This window comes from Dickeya sp. MK7, assembly GCF_000406305.1.
Classification (GTDB): Bacteria; Pseudomonadota; Gammaproteobacteria; order Enterobacterales; family Enterobacteriaceae; genus Dickeya; species Dickeya fangzhongdai.
The window spans coordinates 2,597,077-2,612,640 of the sequence record NZ_CM001984.1 but is presented as its reverse complement, the minus strand read 5'-3'; the positions used below and the strand labels follow the sequence as shown (position 1 = coordinate 2,612,640).

Annotated in this window: 16 protein-coding genes and 1 other annotated feature; of the genes, 5 read left to right on the top strand and 11 right to left on the bottom strand. The window is 53.7% G+C overall.

What is annotated here, in order from left to right; genetic code table 11:
- Positions 1 to 22 precede the first annotated feature (22 nt).
- Positions 23 to 147, top strand: a sequence feature (Phe leader region).
- From pheM to ihfA, 4 genes are all read left to right on the top strand, one after another.
- Entirely contained in the window at positions 29 to 73 is a 45-nt protein-coding gene (gene pheM, locus DXXMK7_RS22650; protein ID WP_106120997.1) for a pheST operon leader peptide PheM, read from the top strand. Its footprint overlaps the feature before it by 45 nt.
- A gap of 105 nt (positions 148 to 252) precedes the next feature.
- Positions 253 to 1,236: a phenylalanine--tRNA ligase subunit alpha gene (gene pheS, locus DXXMK7_RS11345; protein ID WP_033570774.1), complete on the top strand. Its 984-nt coding sequence runs from the start codon at positions 253 to 255 to the stop codon at positions 1,234 to 1,236.
- 13 nt (positions 1,237 to 1,249) lie between these two features.
- Positions 1,250 to 3,637 carry a phenylalanine--tRNA ligase subunit beta gene (gene pheT / locus DXXMK7_RS11340; protein ID WP_038919179.1) on the top strand — a complete coding sequence of 796 codons (2,388 nt, stop codon included), beginning with the start codon at positions 1,250 to 1,252 and terminating at the stop codon, positions 3,635 to 3,637.
- Between the two features lie 3 nt (positions 3,638 to 3,640).
- Positions 3,641 to 3,940 carry an integration host factor subunit alpha gene (gene ihfA, locus DXXMK7_RS11335; protein ID WP_035341598.1) on the top strand — a complete coding sequence of 100 codons (300 nt, stop codon included), beginning with the start codon at positions 3,641 to 3,643 and terminating at the stop codon, positions 3,938 to 3,940.
- Positions 3,941 to 3,978: 38 nt separating this feature from the next.
- Here the strand turns inward: ihfA and DXXMK7_RS11330 are convergent, their stop codons facing one another.
- The 3 genes from DXXMK7_RS11330 to nadE form a co-directional block, all read right to left on the bottom strand.
- Positions 3,979 to 4,386, bottom strand: coding sequence for a nitrous oxide-stimulated promoter family protein (locus DXXMK7_RS11330; protein WP_038919178.1), 408 nt, complete (start codon positions 4,384 to 4,386; stop codon positions 3,979 to 3,981).
- Between the two features lie 73 nt (positions 4,387 to 4,459).
- Positions 4,460 to 5,353, bottom strand: a complete 894-nt coding sequence (yddG, locus tag DXXMK7_RS11325) for an aromatic amino acid DMT transporter YddG (protein ID WP_082202630.1) — start codon at positions 5,351 to 5,353, stop codon at positions 4,460 to 4,462.
- 106 nt (positions 5,354 to 5,459) lie between these two features.
- The gene (nadE, locus tag DXXMK7_RS11320) at positions 5,460 to 6,284 is read right to left on the bottom strand and encodes an ammonia-dependent NAD(+) synthetase (RefSeq protein WP_038919176.1); all 825 of its coding nucleotides are present in this window, start codon (positions 6,282 to 6,284) and stop codon (positions 5,460 to 5,462) included.
- Positions 6,285 to 6,507: 223 nt separating this feature from the next.
- Between nadE and osmE the strand changes: the two genes are divergently transcribed.
- Positions 6,508 to 6,837, top strand: coding sequence for an osmotically-inducible lipoprotein OsmE (gene osmE, locus DXXMK7_RS11315; RefSeq protein WP_038658322.1), 330 nt, complete (start codon positions 6,508 to 6,510; stop codon positions 6,835 to 6,837).
- Positions 6,838 to 6,903: 66 nt separating this feature from the next.
- On the opposite strand, the gene DXXMK7_RS11310 is transcribed toward osmE, so the two are convergent.
- The 8 genes from DXXMK7_RS11310 to DXXMK7_RS11275 all read right to left on the bottom strand — a co-directional run bounded on the left by DXXMK7_RS11310 (position 6,904) and on the right by DXXMK7_RS11275 (position 15,524).
- Positions 6,904 to 8,295: an L-cystine transporter gene (locus DXXMK7_RS11310; RefSeq protein ID WP_038919175.1), complete on the bottom strand. Its 1,392-nt coding sequence runs from the start codon at positions 8,293 to 8,295 to the stop codon at positions 6,904 to 6,906.
- Positions 8,296 to 8,431: 136 nt separating this feature from the next.
- Complete coding sequence (locus tag DXXMK7_RS11305) at positions 8,432 to 9,010, bottom strand: metal-dependent hydrolase (protein WP_038658328.1); 579 nt, start codon at positions 9,008 to 9,010, stop codon at positions 8,432 to 8,434.
- A 77-nt stretch (positions 9,011 to 9,087) separates the two neighbouring features.
- A complete protein-coding gene (paeX, locus tag DXXMK7_RS11300; RefSeq protein WP_038919174.1) occupies positions 9,088 to 10,056 on the bottom strand; it encodes a pectin acetylesterase PaeX in 969 nt (322 codons plus the stop codon).
- A 272-nt stretch (positions 10,057 to 10,328) separates the two neighbouring features.
- Complete coding sequence (gene kdgM / locus DXXMK7_RS11295) at positions 10,329 to 11,042, bottom strand: oligogalacturonate-specific porin KdgM (RefSeq protein WP_038658334.1); 714 nt, start codon at positions 11,040 to 11,042, stop codon at positions 10,329 to 10,331.
- A gap of 249 nt (positions 11,043 to 11,291) precedes the next feature.
- Positions 11,292 to 12,584 (bottom strand): ABC transporter substrate-binding protein, encoded by a 1,293-nt coding sequence (locus tag DXXMK7_RS11290; RefSeq protein ID WP_038919173.1) that lies wholly within the window; start codon positions 12,582 to 12,584, stop codon positions 11,292 to 11,294.
- Between the two features lie 13 nt (positions 12,585 to 12,597).
- Positions 12,598 to 13,725 carry an ABC transporter ATP-binding protein gene (locus tag DXXMK7_RS11285; RefSeq protein ID WP_038658340.1) on the bottom strand — a complete coding sequence of 376 codons (1,128 nt, stop codon included), beginning with the start codon at positions 13,723 to 13,725 and terminating at the stop codon, positions 12,598 to 12,600.
- A 13-nt stretch (positions 13,726 to 13,738) separates the two neighbouring features.
- Positions 13,739 to 14,641, bottom strand: coding sequence for a carbohydrate ABC transporter permease (locus tag DXXMK7_RS11280; protein ID WP_038658343.1), 903 nt, complete (start codon positions 14,639 to 14,641; stop codon positions 13,739 to 13,741).
- Positions 14,634 to 15,524, bottom strand: coding sequence for a carbohydrate ABC transporter permease (locus tag DXXMK7_RS11275; RefSeq protein WP_038919172.1), 891 nt, complete (start codon positions 15,522 to 15,524; stop codon positions 14,634 to 14,636). Before DXXMK7_RS11275 ends, DXXMK7_RS11280 begins: the two co-directional genes overlap by 8 nt.
- Positions 15,525 to 15,564 lie beyond the last annotated feature (40 nt).

Here is a 15,564-nt window from a genome sequence, read left to right as displayed (position 1 = left end):
AGCTAAACAACGATAAGGTAACGCAAGTATGAACGCTGCTATTTTCCGTTTCTTTTTTTACTTTAGCGCCTGAACGTCGGGGGCTTTGCGCGTAAGAATAGAAACGAAAAGTAGCGCCTAAGCCTCCTCTGTGGAGGCTTTTTTATTGGACCCGATTCCTGAATCCGTGGGTAGTGTTAGCGTCCGGCGCACTGAAAACTGTATCTTTCCAATCATGATTGTCGGCCATACAGGCAGAAGAAGAGGAATGCAATGCAACATCTCGCAGAACTGGTTGCCAAAGCCAGAACAGCCATAGAACAGGCTGGAGACGTCGCCGCACTGGAAAATGTGCGCGTCGAGTTTCTGGGCAAAAAAGGTCACTTAACCCTTCAGATGACCTCGCTGCGCGAGCTGCCTGCTGAAGAACGTCCTGCCGCGGGCGCGGTTATCAATCAGGCGAAGCAGGAAGTGCAGGATGCGCTGAATGCGCGCAAGCAGGCGCTGGAAGGCGCTGAATTGAATGCGCGTCTGGCGGCGGAAACCATTGACGTCTCTCTGCCGGGTCGCACGATTGAAAACGGTGGCCTGCATCCGATCACCCGTACCATCGATCGCATCGAAACCTTCTTTGGCGAACTGGGGTTTGCGGTGGCGTCCGGTCCGGAAATTGAAGACGATTACCACAACTTCGACGCGCTGAATATTCCGGGTCACCACCCGGCACGCGCCGATCACGATACCTTCTGGTTCGACGCCAAGCGCCTGCTGCGTACCCAGACCTCCGGGGTGCAGATCCGCACCATGCAGAAACAACAGCCGCCGATTCGCATCATCGCGCCAGGCCGTGTTTACCGTAACGACTACGATCAGACCCACACTCCGATGTTCCATCAGATGGAAGGGTTGATCGTGGATAAAGACATCAGCTTCACCAACCTGAAGGGAACGCTGCATGATTTCCTGCGCAATTTCTTTGAGGAAGATTTGCAGGTGCGTTTTCGTCCGTCCTATTTCCCGTTCACCGAACCGTCCGCCGAAGTGGATGTGATGGGCAAGAACGGCAAATGGCTTGAAGTGCTGGGATGCGGCATGGTGCACCCGAACGTGTTGCGTAACGTCGGCATCGACCCGGAAGTGTACTCCGGTTTTGCCTTCGGTATGGGGATGGAGCGCCTGACCATGCTGCGTTATGGCGTGACGGACCTGCGCGCCTTCTTCGAAAACGATTTACGCTTCCTCAAACAGTTTAAATAAGGCAGGAATCAACATGAAATTCAGTGAACTCTGGTTACGGGAATGGGTTAACCCAGCCATCAGCAGCGATGCCTTATCTGAACAAATCACCATGGCCGGTCTGGAAGTGGACGGCGTTGAGCCGGTTGCAGGCGCATTCCACGGCGTGGTTGTTGGGGAAGTGGTGGAGTGCGCACAGCATCCGAACGCGGACAAATTGCGGGTGACGAAAGTCAACGTCGGCGGCGATCGTTTGCTGGATATCGTTTGCGGCGCGCCTAATTGCCGTCAGGGCCTCAAAGTCGCGGTGGCTACCGTGGGCGCCGTTCTGCCGGGCGATTTCAAAATCAAGGCGGCCAAGCTGCGCGGCGAACCGTCTGAAGGGATGTTGTGCTCCTTCTCCGAACTGGGGATCTCCGACGATCACAGCGGCATTATCGAATTGCCGGCTGACGCGCCGCTGGGCACCGACATCCGTGAGTATCTGAAGCTGGATGACAATACCATCGAAATCAGCGTGACCCCGAACCGTGCCGATTGCCTGGGGATTCTGGGCGTGGCGCGTGATGTCGCGGTGCTGAATGAGCAGGCGCTGGCTGCGCCGGCTATCGAGCCGGTGAGTGCGACCATCGCCGACCGTTTCCCGATTCAGGTGGATGCGACTGAAGCATGTCCGCGCTATCTGGGACGAGTGGTTAAGGGAATCAACGTTAAGGCCGCCACGCCGCTGTGGATGCGCGAAAAATTGCGTCGTTGCGGTATCCGCTCTATCGATCCGGTCGTGGATGTCACCAACTATGTGCTGCTGGAACTGGGGCAGCCGATGCATGCGTTCGATCTTAACCGTCTGGAAGGCGGCATCGTGGTGCGCATGGCGAAAGAAGGGGAAATCCTGCGTCTGCTGGACGGCACTGACGCTACGCTGAGCGCCGACACCCTGGTGATTGCCGATCATCAGAAAGCGCTGGCTATGGGCGGCATCTTCGGCGGCGAGCATTCCGGTGTGAATGGCGACACGCAGGATGTGCTGCTGGAGTGCGCTTATTTTAATCCGCTGTCGATCACGGGGCGTGCGCGCCGTTACGGCCTGCATACTGATGCGTCGCACCGCTATGAGCGCGGCGTGGACCCGGCATTGCAACATCAGGCGATGGAGCGAGCAACCCGTCTGCTGCTGGATATCTGCGGCGGTGAGGTCGGTCCGGTGGTGGAAGTCGTCAGCGAGAAAGACCTGCCGGCACGCGCCACTATCACATTGCGTCGCGACAAGCTGGATCGTCTGATCGGTCATGTGATTTCCGATGAGAAAGTCAGCGATATTCTGAATCGTCTGGGTTGCCAGGTAACCAAAACTGCCGATGGCTGGCAGGCGGCGGCGCCGAGCTGGCGTTTCGACATGGAGATTGAGGAAGATTTGGTGGAAGAAGTAGCGCGTGTTTACGGCTACAACAACATTCCGAATATTCCTACTCAGGCGCCGTTGAAGATGACGCAACATCGCGAGGCGGATCTGGCGCTTAAGCGCGTGAAAACCCTGCTGGTCGATCACGGCTTCCAGGAAGCGATCACGTACAGTTTTGTCGATCCCAAAATTCAGTCGCTGATTCACCCCGGTGAAGAGGCGCTGATTCTGCCGAGCCCGATTTCGGTGGAAATGTCCGCGATGCGCCTGTCGCTGTGGAGCGGTCTGCTGGGAGCGGTGGTGTATAACCAGAACCGCCAGCAAAGCCGGTTGCGCCTGTTTGAGAGCGGCCTGCGCTTTGTTCCGGATCAGAGCGCCGATTTGGGTGTGCGTCAGGAAACCATGCTGGCGGGCGTGATTACCGGCACCCGTTACGAAGAACACTGGGATCTGGCGCGTCAGGCGGTTGACTTCTATGATTTAAAAGGTGATTTGGAAGCCGTATTGGCATTGACCGGGAAACTGTCTGCGCTTGAGTTCCGGTCCGAAAGCCATCCGGCGTTGCATCCGGGACAGACTGCGGCCATTTATCTGGCTGGCGAGCGCATCGGTTATATCGGTGTGATTCACCCGGAGCTGGAACGCAAGCTGGATCTGAACGGGCGCACCGTGGTGTTTGAAGTCCTGTGGGACAAGCTTGCCGAGCGTGTGGTGCCTGAGGCGGCGGACATTTCCCGTTTCCCGGCGAATCGCCGTGATATTGCTGTGGTGGTGGCTGAAAGCGTGCCGGCGGGCGACGTTTTGGCCGAGTGCAAGAAAGTTGGCGCAAATCAGTTAGTTGGCGTAAACTTATTTGACGTGTACCGGGGCAAGGGCGTAGCGGAAGGGTATAAGAGTCTGGCTATTAGTCTGGTATTGCAGGATACCGCTCGTACACTGGCAGAAGAGGAAATTGCCGCTACCGTTGCGCAATGCGTAGCAGCACTAAAACAGCGATTCCAAGCATCCTTGAGGGATTAACCTATGGCGCTTACTAAAGCTGAAATGTCTGAATACCTGTTTGAAAAGCTTGGGCTCAGCAAACGGGATGCCAAAGAGCTCGTCGAGTTGTTTTTCGAAGAAGTTCGGCGCGCTCTGGAGAATGGTGAGCAGGTTAAGTTGTCGGGGTTTGGCAACTTTGATTTGCGGGACAAGAACCAGCGCCCGGGACGTAACCCAAAAACCGGCGAAGATATTCCGATTACGGCGCGTCGGGTCGTCACGTTCCGTCCAGGGCAGAAATTGAAGAGCAGGGTGGAAAATGCTTCACCCAAAGTGTCTTGATTTGGCAAAAAGTGTCTTGATTTGACAAAAAGGCCGCATTAGCGGCCTTTTTCTTTTGCAGAATCGTCTGAAAGTGAGGCGGGCGATTCAGGTCTTTCCCCTGTGCGCGGACGTTGCGGCGCAGCAGGCGCAGGTTTACGGTCATCCAACAGGTGACGGATAGCCAGTATCGGGTGATACAACAGCATTCTCGGTCCCGCCCAGCGCATAACCACTTTGATGGCTTCCCGTTTTGCCGGCTGGTAGCAGTGGATTGGGCACTGTTTACAGGCGGGTTTGTTTTCACCGTAATAGCATTTTTGCAGCCGGTTCAGCGCGTAATCGCGCAGTTTGGCATAGTAGTCCGCGTCATCCGCCGGAGCAGGGAACGCGCGTTCATACAGCGTGAGCATCGCCTGAATCGTTTGGATTTCACGCTGGATACGTTTGCCGGAAGAAGAGGACATCGTGGCGCTCTCGTGGTTGTGTTAAATTGTATAATACATGCAATTTAACACGGGAACCGTGTTCTGAGGCAGATTAACCGGTTGAGCGCGTGGCCAGCCACGAAAGCAGCGATCCCAGCGTCACCATGATGACGCCTTGCCAGAAAGTGAAGGTAGGTACGGTTTGCAGCCACAATGCCGCCATCAGCGTCGTGAGTATCGGCGTAAAGTAAGACGCGGTTGCCAGTAGCGCCATGTTGCCACGTTGAATACCGACATCCCAGGCGGCATAGGCCAGCGCGGTGGAGCCGCCGATGAACAACAGTTCCAGCAGGGTTTGCGCCGGGAAGGAAAAACCGGGCGCGTCGCTGAGCAAATACTTCCCCCACAGGACGACGGAAACGGTGATGAAAAACAGCAGGATGCCGCTTTTTCCGTTGCCGAAGCGGCGTGAAACGTTACAGTACAACGCCCAGACCAGCGCCGCGATCAGCGCCATGCCATAGGCCAGCGGATTGGCGCTGATATTCCGCCACATCAGCGCGGGCGACCAGTCGCCATCGCCCTTCAGAATCCACAGGATCCCCGTTACCGACAAGGCCAGACCCGGCCACAGCCAAAACCGGCTTTTCTGTTGATTGATAAACAGCGAAAACAGAATCGTCAGGCAGGGCCATAGGTAATTGATCATTCCCAATTCCATCGCCTGCATCCGATTTTGCGCCAGCCCAATCGACAGCGAGAAACAGATTTCGTAGCTGACAAACAGCGCGCCGCCGAGCAGCAGGTAGATTTTGGAGTGGGAACGAAATGTGGGACGATGCCCGAATAACAGCAGGAAGAGGGCGCTGGTGGTATAGATCATGGCAGCGCCGCCTAACGCGCCCAGCGCCTCGGTCAGGCTGCGAATCAGGCCAACAGAGGTGCTCCAGAGCATAATCGCCAACAGGCCGGCCAGCGTGGCGCGATAAGGGGTTATGGCTATCATCAAAGGGTTATCGTTATGGCATGGCATAAAAGGCGGATACCAGGCGGTATCCGCATGAATGTTTTGGCTCTGGGATGAATGTTCCGGGTCTAACGCCGTGCAGTCATCAACGCCAGAAATCATCAAACACGGTAACAGGAGGACGGCGCTTGTGCTCGGTTCTGCGATACCAGGTTTCGATAATCGCGGTATCTATTGGGTCAAGTTGCTTGCCTTCCAGATAGTCGTCGATTTTCTCGTAGGTTACGCCCAGCGCTACTTCATCCGGCAGGGATGGGCGGTCGTCCTCCAGATCGGCCGTCGGCGCCTTGGTATAAAGGTGTGACGGGCAGCCCAGCAGTTTGAGCAGCGCTTTGCCCTGGCGCTTGTTGAGGCGGAAAATCGGGTTGATGTCGGTGCCGCCATCGCCGTATTTGGTGAAAAAGCCGGTGACCGCTTCCGCCGCGTGATCGGTTCCGACGACCAGACCGGCGTTCATGCCCGCAATACTGTACTGGGCTTTCATGCGTTCGCGCGCCTTTTCGTTACCTTTGACGAAATCAGACAGCTCGATGCCGATGGCGCGCAACGTCGCTTCGCTGGCGTCCACCGCCGGTTTGATATTAACGGTCAGCACCCGGTCCGGCTGGATAAATTGGATGGCGTCCTGACAGTCCTGCTCATCGGCCTGCACGCCATACGGTAAGCGTACCGCGATGAACTGATAATCGGTTTTGCCGGTTTCTTCGCGCAACTCGGTGATAGCCGTCTGACATAATTTACCGGTGAGCGTCGAGTCCTGTCCGCCGCTGAGCCCCAGTACCAGGCTTTTGGCGAACGGATGCGCCTTCAGATAATTCTTTAAAAAATCAACGCTCACCCGAACTTCCTGCGCCGGATCGATGGTGCTTTTCACCCCGAGCGCCTGAATGATTTCCTGCTGTAATGACATGTCGCCCCCTCCTGAACCTATTGATGTGCCAGAATAATTATTCACATCACCAAAGGGTAACGTTAATTCCGGCGGAACAAAAGAACAAGAGAAAGCCGGAGGTTTTACATCGAACCGGGGGCTTTTTCGCCAACTATCAGCCTGTTGAAAAAACGCGGCCGATTTGAAAAAGCCGCGGTTGCTATCTAGTCTTAGCAACACCGATAGCCAATGAGGTCATGCCATGAAGAAAAATCGTTTACTCATGTGTATCGCGGCAAGTGCGCTGATGCTTTCTGGCTGTGTCGCTTATGATCGTGCGGAAAATTTCCTCACCAAACCGGTAGTGAAGGATGTGAAAAAAGGCATGAGCCGCCAGGAAGTGAACCGGATTGCCGGTCCCGCATCGACGGAGGCCACGATGATTCACGCCCGCGGCACCTGTAATACCTATGTACTTGGCACACGTGACGGCAAGATTCAGTACTACTTCGTCAGCTTTGATGAAACCGGCCATGTGTTGAACAAAGGATTCCAGAGTTGTCAGGAATATGACACCAATCCGAAACTCTGATCGGAGCGTAAAAAAATGCCGGAGGGGGAAACCGCTCCGGCATTTTTTATGCCATGACAGAAAGAACTAACGCTGCGTCAATGCGGCGTCGTCGTCCTGATTGAACACGGTTTTATCGGTTTGCTTCAGCAACTGGCTGGTAATGGTGCCTGCTGTCATCGAGCCGCTGACGTTCAGCGCGGTACGCCCCATGTCGATCAACGGTTCAATGGAAATCAGCAGGGCAACCAGCGTCACCGGCAGGCCCATAGCGGGCAGGACAATCAGCGCGGCGAAAGTCGCGCCGCCGCCGACACCGGCCACGCCTGCCGAGCTGAGCGTCACGATGCCTGCCAGAGTGGCAATCCACATCGGATCCCACGGGTTGATGCCTACCGTCGGCGCGACCATGACCGCCAGCATGGCCGGATAAAGCCCGGCACAGCCGTTCTGGCCGATGGTAGTACCAAAGGAAGCGGCAAAGCTGGCGATAGATTCCGGTACGCCGATACGGCGCGTCTGAGCCTCAATATTCAGCGGAATGGTGGCTGCGCTGGAGCGGCTGGTGAAGGCGAAGCTCAGTACCGGCCAAACCTTACGGTAGAAACGAGCCGGGTTCACGCCTGTCAGCGCCAGCAGCACGGCATGTACGCCAAACATCAGTCCCAGTCCGAGATAGGACGCCACGACAAAGCCGCCCAGCTTGAGGATGTCCTGCAGGTTAGAACTGGCGACCATTTTGGTCATCAGCGCCATAACGCCATAAGGCGTGAGACGCATCACCAGGCGGACCAGCTTCATCACCCAGGATTGCAGCGTATCAATGGCCGTCAGCACGCGTTCGCCTTTTACCGCATCGTCTTTCAGCAGGTGCAGCGCGGCGACGCCGAGAAACGCAGCGAAAATCACCACGCTGATAATCGAGGTCGGGTTGGCGCCGGTCAGGTCGGCAAACGGGTTTTTGGGGATAAACGACAGCAGCAACTGCGGGACGCTCAGGTCCGCGACTTTGCCGGCATAGCTATTCTGGATCGTAGACAGACGAGCGCTTTCCTGCGCGCCTTGTACCAGTCCTGTGGCGGTAAGGCCAAACAGGTTGGTGACGAAGATACCGATCAGTGCGGCAATCAAGGTGGTCAACAGTAACGTGCCCAGCGCCAACAGGCTGATTTTCCCCAGCGATGAGGCGTTATGCAACCGGGCAACCGAGTTGAGAATTGAAACGAATACCAGCGGCATCACAATCATCTGCAGTAATTGTACGTAGCCGTTGCCGACGATGTTAAACCAGGCGATGGATTGCTTTACGACCGGATTGTCGTCGCCATAGATCAGATGCAACACCAACCCAAACAAGACGCCGGTGATCAGACCCAGCAGCACCTTTTTGGACAGACTCCAGTTTTTATTACCGCCATACCCTAGTGCGAAGAGCAACACAGCAAAAACCACCACATTTATTATCAGCGGAAAATTCATCCCACTACTCCTTTTTTAATGTTCAAAATGGCTACGGTCAGAGAAACGTAGCCAGCGCAGTAGCATAGCAGGTCTTTTATATCGCGGTTATAGAGATAACTAACATGGGGTGATAAGAATGGAATAACGCGCCAGATTAGAGCGTCAGCAACTGACGGAGTTGCTGGCTGAACTGTTGCAGCCATCGCGCCGGTTCGCCGTAATGCCAGGATTCCAGCGGTTGTTGCGGTTGCCATAGCATAAACAGAATCAGTCCTACGCACAGTAATCGCTCCAGCTGATTTCCTTTGTCGCTGTTGAGGATGGGAAAACGAAAGCGCCAGCGACAAGGCCATAACAACGGTACGCCCGCAGTAGTCAGCATATCGGCGACGATATGGCTCAAATACCCTACGATCATGGCGTGGTAAACATCACCCGGCAACGGCCAGTCTGCGGGTAGCCGGGTGCGGATAACATAAACGCCGGCCAGAATCGCCAGCAGGCTGTGCGTAAAACCGCGGTGACCGCATAGCCTGGCGATCGGCACCGAAATCCATTTCAGGCGCTGGCCCAGAATGGATTTCGGGTGATCGATGTCGGGCAGCAGCGCCGTCAGCATGGCGGCGGGAATAATGTGCCACCAGTCGCCGGCTGCCAGAACGGGCGATAATTCTGCTTTTTTGGCGAAGATTGCGCTGGCTACGGCAAACAGGAGGTGGCCTTCCGCGGTCATGAAACATCTCAAAAACTGTCATTTTATACAGTATAGGAGATTGTGATAGACGGCGGAAGGTGTGACGGTGTAACTAGTTATGTTTTATCCGGTTGATTCGCCGTATTTTTCTTTGACGGCAGCGATGTTAGCCAATTATCCAGCAGTTGCGGCCAGATAGCGGCCGGCAATCCGACCGTGCCGCGGATACCAAACCCATGTTTTCCCTGTTCAAACAGATGGATTTCTGCCGGAATCTGGTGCGCGCGTAGCGCCGCCAGCATCACCAGACTGTTGTCTACCGATACGGAAGGATCGTCAATGGCGTGGACCAAAAATGTCGGCGGAGTTTTCGCGCTGACCTGTTTCTCCGCGGAGTAGCGCTGGACTTGCGCGTCGCTGGGGTGAGAGCCGATCAGCGCTTTACGGGAGCCAGCGTGCGCAATGTCCTCCTGCATGGAGATGACCGGGTACATCAGCACCATAAAGTCCGGGCGGGCGCTCAGATGGTCGATCTCATCCTGCGCCGGGTAAACGGTTTGCGCAAAGCGGGTGCCCAGGCTGGCGGCGACATGCCCGCCGGCAGAGAAGCCCATGATGCCAATGCGTTGCGGGTCAATGTGCCATTGCGCGGCATGGGCCCGCAACGTGCGGATAGCGCGCTGGGCATCGGCCAGTGGCGCATCCGCGCCTTCCTGATGACCATCGCCCGGCATACGGTATGTCATGACGAACAGGGTGTAACCCTGCCGGGTGAAAAAGGGCGCCAAATCGCTGCCTTCTTTGTCCAGCACCACGCGCTGATAGGAGCCGCCGGGGGTAATCAACAACGCTGTGCCATTCGGCTTTTCCGGTGCATAAACCGTGATTTCCGGGCTGCGGATACCGGTCACGGCCCGGTCTGGCAAGGTAGGGTCTTTACTGCGTTCAACGACCTGCTGTTGTACTGACGATGTTGCCGCACCAGGCGCTTCACCCTGCGGCCATACCGGGAAGATGGTGTCGGCGAGACTGAGTCCACTGACAGACATCATAAGCGTTCCTGCAATTACCCTTCGTAGTGACATGACAGTTTACCTATTTGATTAATAGAAATTAGTATGACGCTGGTGGGGATAAAAAAACAGGTAAACATTTCATCGAAGAGAGCAAAATGTTTACCCAAATTGGCGAATGGTATTATTTCCCTCGGAGGGAAATAGACGCAGAAATTTAAAAGACGAATTGATGGTTTGGCTAATTCCCGTCAGGTGATTAGCCGGGATGATAAATAACAACCTATTGAGATGTTATTTATTATCCATTTTTGGCGCCGATATTCCGGCGCCACGGGCAGCTATCAGAAGCTGTACTGCACGCCTACGCGATAACGAGTCTGGCGGTTATCGGTTGTTTTACTTTCCGATACGTTGCCGACTTCAACATACGGCTTCCAGTTTTTGTCCCATTTATAGGACAATTTCACGTTATGGGTAATATCGTAATTATCATTGTCGGCCAGAATAGTCTCGCCAGAGGTACCTTTTTTGTACTCAAGCTCGTAACCGATGGTGTAATCCTTCAGGAAGGTATAATCGATATTACCGGTCAGCGTATAACCTTTATCGGTAGTACTTGAAGCGCTACCAATACTACCGCTATTACGTTTGAAATAAGGACGGTAGCGCAGAGCAACAGACAGATCGTCGGTTACATTAGCGCGACCCCGGAGGTATGGACGGTAGTTGTTGCTAGATGATCCTGATTCTAAAGAGAAACCTGGTTCGATAGAGAAAGTGTTGTTGAATTTGTATACATAACTGGCAACGACCTCTGTACCATTGCTCACCTGCTCATTATACGGCTTATTAGGCGTATTATCCTTGGAGGATTGTGTCCATTTTACTTCGGAAGATAATCCGAAACCGTTAGCAAAGCGGTGAGAAATTAACAGGCGATCTTTATGATCGGCTTTAGCGGTATCCTGCATTTCATGACGATAGTCGATAGATACAGCCAGAGCGTTGACGCTAACCAGAGATGCAACAGCCAAAGTTAATAATTTAATCTTCATTGTATTTTCCCTATAGATATACAGATAAAGAAAAGAATAAAAAAATAAAGTCGATGTGTTCTTATGGAACAAGTTCTATTTTATGGATTATTTAATATCGTTTTGTGATCTCGATCTTTTAGAACCACAATAAATTCAAAATGATTTCAAATTGTGACGATGATCGACAGGATGATTCATTTTGTTTCATTTTTAATAAAAAAGCCCCGGCGGAGAGCACGGGGCTTAAAACAGACAGCCAATTAAAGATTATTCTTTCATGGCGCGTTTCAGAATACGATCGGCCTGACGCTGGAAGTATTTGGCCGTTTCTTCCACGGATTTCTGATCGTAATCGATATATTGAATAGCATCGCCAAACAGGGCGACAATCTGCGGATCATCGAAATAAGGCGATGTCTTGGTTTCATGCGGCAAAGACAAGGCCAGATTCAGGCCGGCTACCGACGGGTCGCTGTCCTTGATGACGCCATCGGCACGCAACTGGGCGACAGCCGCTTTGCTCAACGGCACGCCACGCTCCAGCCCCAGCGCCTGAATGCCTTCCTTGTTGTTCAACAGGTAGTTGATCAGCATGGCCGCTTCTTTCGGGTGCTTGGTGGATTTGCCGATGGACAACATCTGGGCCGGTTTGAAGAACAGACCCGCTTCCTTGGCGCCCGCCAACATCGGGTAGGCGCCCAGTTCCAGTTTGGCCGGCGGCTGCAGGTTGTCGGAGTACTTGTTGATGGTGGAGTTCCACATGTATATGCCGCCCCAGTCACCGGTAATCCACGGTTTCATTTCATACATGTTGCTCTTGCCGAACGATGCGTAATATTTCGCAGACGGCATGACGTGGGCATCGACCATTTTTTTGTACATCTGGAAGAATTCCACCCATTGCGCGTCGGTATAAGAGAATTTCTTGTTCTTCTCGTCTACCGCCGGAATGTTGTATTTCTGCACCATGTAGGAATTCAGCAGCGCCAGCGAGTCCTGATGTTCCAGAACCAGCGGGTAGGACTGGTCGCCCAGTTTTTCCTTGAACACTTTACCGGCGTTCAGCAGCTCATCCCAGTTTTTCGGGGCGGTCAAACCGGATTTCTTCCAGGTTTCGGTGTTGTAATAGAACACGCGCGCCGTCACGGAGATCGGAATCCCGTTCAGTTTGCCGTCTACCGTGGTGGCCTGCAGTTCTTTGGCTTCAAACTGCGACAGATCCAGCACGTCTTTCACCTTGTTCAGGTCGTAGAAGCCGTCACCGGTGCGGGAGAAAATGGGCAGCCAGTTCCAGTTGGTCTGCATCACGTCCGGTTCGGTGTTGCCGGCGATCTGGGTGGTCAAACGGGACAGGTGCCCGTCCCAACCCGTGTATTCCGCCTTCACTTTGATGTTCGGGTACTGTTTCTGGAATTCCTCGATGGCTTTCAGCGTGACCTGGTGGCGTCCGTTGCCGCCCCACCATGACATGCGCAGGTCAACCTGGTCAGCGGCGAAAGACTGATGTGCCATCAGCGCCAGAGAAGAGGCAATCAATGTGCGTAGGATTACTTTTTTCATCGGTTATACTCCTTTAAAGAGAGATATTTTGTTCTGTTTTTGCATCAAAGATATGGCATTTATCCATATCAAACTTGAAATACACCTTACTATTCATTCTGTTATTGATAATCAGCCGGGCTTCGTCTGAAGGCATGCGGCTGGTCAGTTCAAAACCATCGACCTTGATGTACATAAAGAATTCGTGGCCCATGTTTTCGGCGCGCACCAGTTCGCCCTGGAAGTGACCGCCGTCGAAAGGCGCTTCCGATACCGTGACGTATTCCGGGCGAACACCGAAGCAGATGTCCTTGCCGATGTAATCACGAACTTTATCCTGCTTGGTTTGGTTAAGGCCCATGGTGTACTGGCCTACCTGCAGCGTGATCTGGCCGTTTTCTTCCAGCAGCTTGCCCGGTTTGATGTTCATTTCCGGTGCGCCGATAAAACCGGCGACGAACATGTTTTTCGGGAAGTGATAGAGATTATCCGGCGTATCCACCTGCATGATGTGGCCGAGCTTCATGACGCAGATACGATCGCCCATGGTCATGGCTTCGGTCTGGTCGTGGGTAACGTAGACGCTGGTGGCCGGGTGACCGCTCTTTTTCAGCTGCTTATGCAGATCCGAAATACGGATACGCATTGAGGCGCGCAGTTTGGCGTCCAGGTTGGAAAGCGGTTCGTCGAACAGGAACACATCCGGTTTTTTCACGATGGCGCGACCTACCGCCACACGCTGGGCCTGACCGCCGGACAGCTGGCGCGGCAGGCGATCCATCAGCTCTTCCAGTTCCAGAATCTTGGCCGCTTCGTTAACCTGCGCTTCGATCTTGTCTTTCGGCATCTTGCTCAGTTTCAGGCCGAAGGCCAGGTTTTCGCGAACCGTCATGTGCGGATAGAGCGCATAGTTCTGGAACACCATCGCAATGCCGCGATCCTTCGGCGCCAGGTTGTTGACGATCTTGTCGCCGATGCGAACTTCGCCGCCGCTGATGGTTTCCAGACCGGCCAGCATGCGCAGGGTAGTGGATTTCGCACAGCCGGACGGCCCTACGATCACCATGAATTCACCGTCTTTGATCGTCAGGTTGATACCGTGAACTGCTTTGAAACCGTTGGAGTAGACTTTTTCCAGTTTGTTGAAAATGACTTCAGCCATGATAAATCCTCAATTAACCTTTAATTCCGCTGCTGGTAACGCCCTGAACGAAGTAGCGCTGAGCCATGAAGAAGATGATGATAGACGGCAGAATGGAGATGCTCGCCATTGCCAGAATTTCGTTCCACGGTGCGCCTTCCGTAACGTCGATAGACATTTTCAGAGCCAACGCAATCGGGTATTTGTCCACGCTGTAAACGTAAATCAGCGGGCCGATAAAGTCGTTCATTGACCACATGAACTGGAACAGGGCGACCGAAATAATGGCCGGTTTCAGAATCGGCACGACTACGTACCACAACACCTGCCAGGAGTTGCAGCCATCGATTTGCGCCGCTTCTTCCATATCGCGCGGTACGCCGCGCAGGAACTGGATCAGCATGAACACGAAGAACCCTTGCGTCGCGAACGCAACCGGCACATACAGCGGCAGGTAGCTGTTCAGCATGCCCATTTCGCGGAACATGATGTACTGAGGAATCAACAGCACGGTGCTCGGCAGCAGCATGGTGGCGATCAGGGTGGCGAACCAGAAGTTCTTCCACGGAATCTCAAACCGGGCGAAGCCGTAAGCCACGATGGTGGAGGAGATCACCGTCAACGCCACCTTCGGAATCACATACTTGAAGGTATTGATCATGTAGTGACCGAAGTTGTATTCGGTGCCGGTTTTCCAGCCGTTGATAAAGCCATCCCAGGTCGCATGTGCAGGCCACAGACTGAGGGTGGTGAAGATCTCATGGTTCGGTTTGAACGACGCCGAGAACATCCACGCCAGCGGGTAGAGCATCAGAATGCCGACAGCCAACAGAATGGTGTAACGGATGCCCGCGCTGATTTTTTCACGGCGCAGCGTACGGCGAACTTCTGCCGCTGCAATAGCCTGCGCAGACAGTGGGGAATGAATATCAGCCATTTTTTCCTCCTTTATCGGCGGAATAGAACACCCAGTATTTAGACGATTTGAAGGAGATAGCGGCGAAGACGGCTACCACCAGGAACAGCACCCATGCCAGAGCTGCGCCGTACCCCATATCGAAATACTTGAAGGCCGTATCATAGATATAGAGCGAGAACAGATAGGTGTAGTGGGTTGGTCCACCACCGGTAATGACGTAGGGCGCGGTAAACTCCTGGAACGCCTGCGTCGTCTGCATGATGAAGTTGAAGAAGATAACCGGTGTAATCAGCGGCACGGTCACTTTCATGAACATCTGCCATTTCGAGGCACCGTCGATCATCGCGGCTTCATACTGGGATTGCGGTACGTTTTGCAGCGCAGCCAGGAAGATCACCATCGCGGAACCAAACTGCCAGACGCGCAGCAGGGTTACCGACATCAACGCCAGTGACGGTTCGCCCAGCCAGTTGACCGGGTCGAGCCCGAAAACGCCGATAAAACTGTTCAGCAACCCGTCGATAGCGAACAGGGCGCGCCACAGTACGGCGATAGCTACGCTACTGCCAAGAATCGACGGCACGTAGTAGGCGGTACGGAAAAAACCGATTCCACGTAACTTGAAATTCAGCACGAACGCGATCAGCAGTGCGAAAATCAGTTTTAACGGGATGGTCAGGAACACATAAGCAAAGGTGACTCCCATGGATTTCCAGAAAAGATCGTCCTCCATAAACATCCGGTGGTAATTTTCCAGACCGGTGAATGTGGGCGGACTCATTAAATCATACTCAGTAAAACTGAGTACAAACGATGAAAGAAAGGGGAAAGCGGTAAAAACTATCAACCCTATTATATAGGGGGAGATATAAGCTAACCCCAGCATTCTGTTTTCATTCATAATGCCTACCTACTTTTAGTAATGGTGAATCTGTAAAAAA

Bases quoted from the DNA above. Each gene is read 5' to 3' on its own strand.
- pheS (WP_033570774.1), top strand. From the start codon at position 253: ATGCAACATCTCGCAGAACTGGTTGCCAAAGCCAGAACAGCCATAGAA.
- pheT (WP_038919179.1), top strand. From the start codon at position 1,250: ATGAAATTCAGTGAACTCTGGTTACGGGAATGGGTTAACCCAGCCATC.
- ihfA (WP_035341598.1), top strand. From the start codon at position 3,641: ATGGCGCTTACTAAAGCTGAAATGTCTGAATACCTGTTTGAAAAGCTT.
- DXXMK7_RS11330 (WP_038919178.1), bottom strand. From the start codon at position 4,386: ATGTCCTCTTCTTCCGGCAAACGTATCCAGCGTGAAATCCAAACGATT.
- yddG (WP_082202630.1), bottom strand. From the start codon at position 5,353: ATGATAGCCATAACCCCTTATCGCGCCACGCTGGCCGGCCTGTTGGCG.
- nadE (WP_038919176.1), bottom strand. From the start codon at position 6,284: ATGTCATTACAGCAGGAAATCATTCAGGCGCTCGGGGTGAAAAGCACC.
- osmE (WP_038658322.1), top strand. From the start codon at position 6,508: ATGAAGAAAAATCGTTTACTCATGTGTATCGCGGCAAGTGCGCTGATG.
- DXXMK7_RS11310 (WP_038919175.1), bottom strand. From the start codon at position 8,295: ATGAATTTTCCGCTGATAATAAATGTGGTGGTTTTTGCTGTGTTGCTC.
- DXXMK7_RS11305 (WP_038658328.1), bottom strand. From the start codon at position 9,010: ATGACCGCGGAAGGCCACCTCCTGTTTGCCGTAGCCAGCGCAATCTTC.
- paeX (WP_038919174.1), bottom strand. From the start codon at position 10,056: ATGTCACTACGAAGGGTAATTGCAGGAACGCTTATGATGTCTGTCAGT.
- kdgM (WP_038658334.1), bottom strand. From the start codon at position 11,042: ATGAAGATTAAATTATTAACTTTGGCTGTTGCATCTCTGGTTAGCGTC.
- DXXMK7_RS11290 (WP_038919173.1), bottom strand. From the start codon at position 12,584: ATGAAAAAAGTAATCCTACGCACATTGATTGCCTCTTCTCTGGCGCTG.
- DXXMK7_RS11285 (WP_038658340.1), bottom strand. From the start codon at position 13,725: ATGGCTGAAGTCATTTTCAACAAACTGGAAAAAGTCTACTCCAACGGT.
- DXXMK7_RS11280 (WP_038658343.1), bottom strand. From the start codon at position 14,641: ATGGCTGATATTCATTCCCCACTGTCTGCGCAGGCTATTGCAGCGGCA.
- DXXMK7_RS11275 (WP_038919172.1), bottom strand. From the start codon at position 15,524: ATGAATGAAAACAGAATGCTGGGGTTAGCTTATATCTCCCCCTATATA.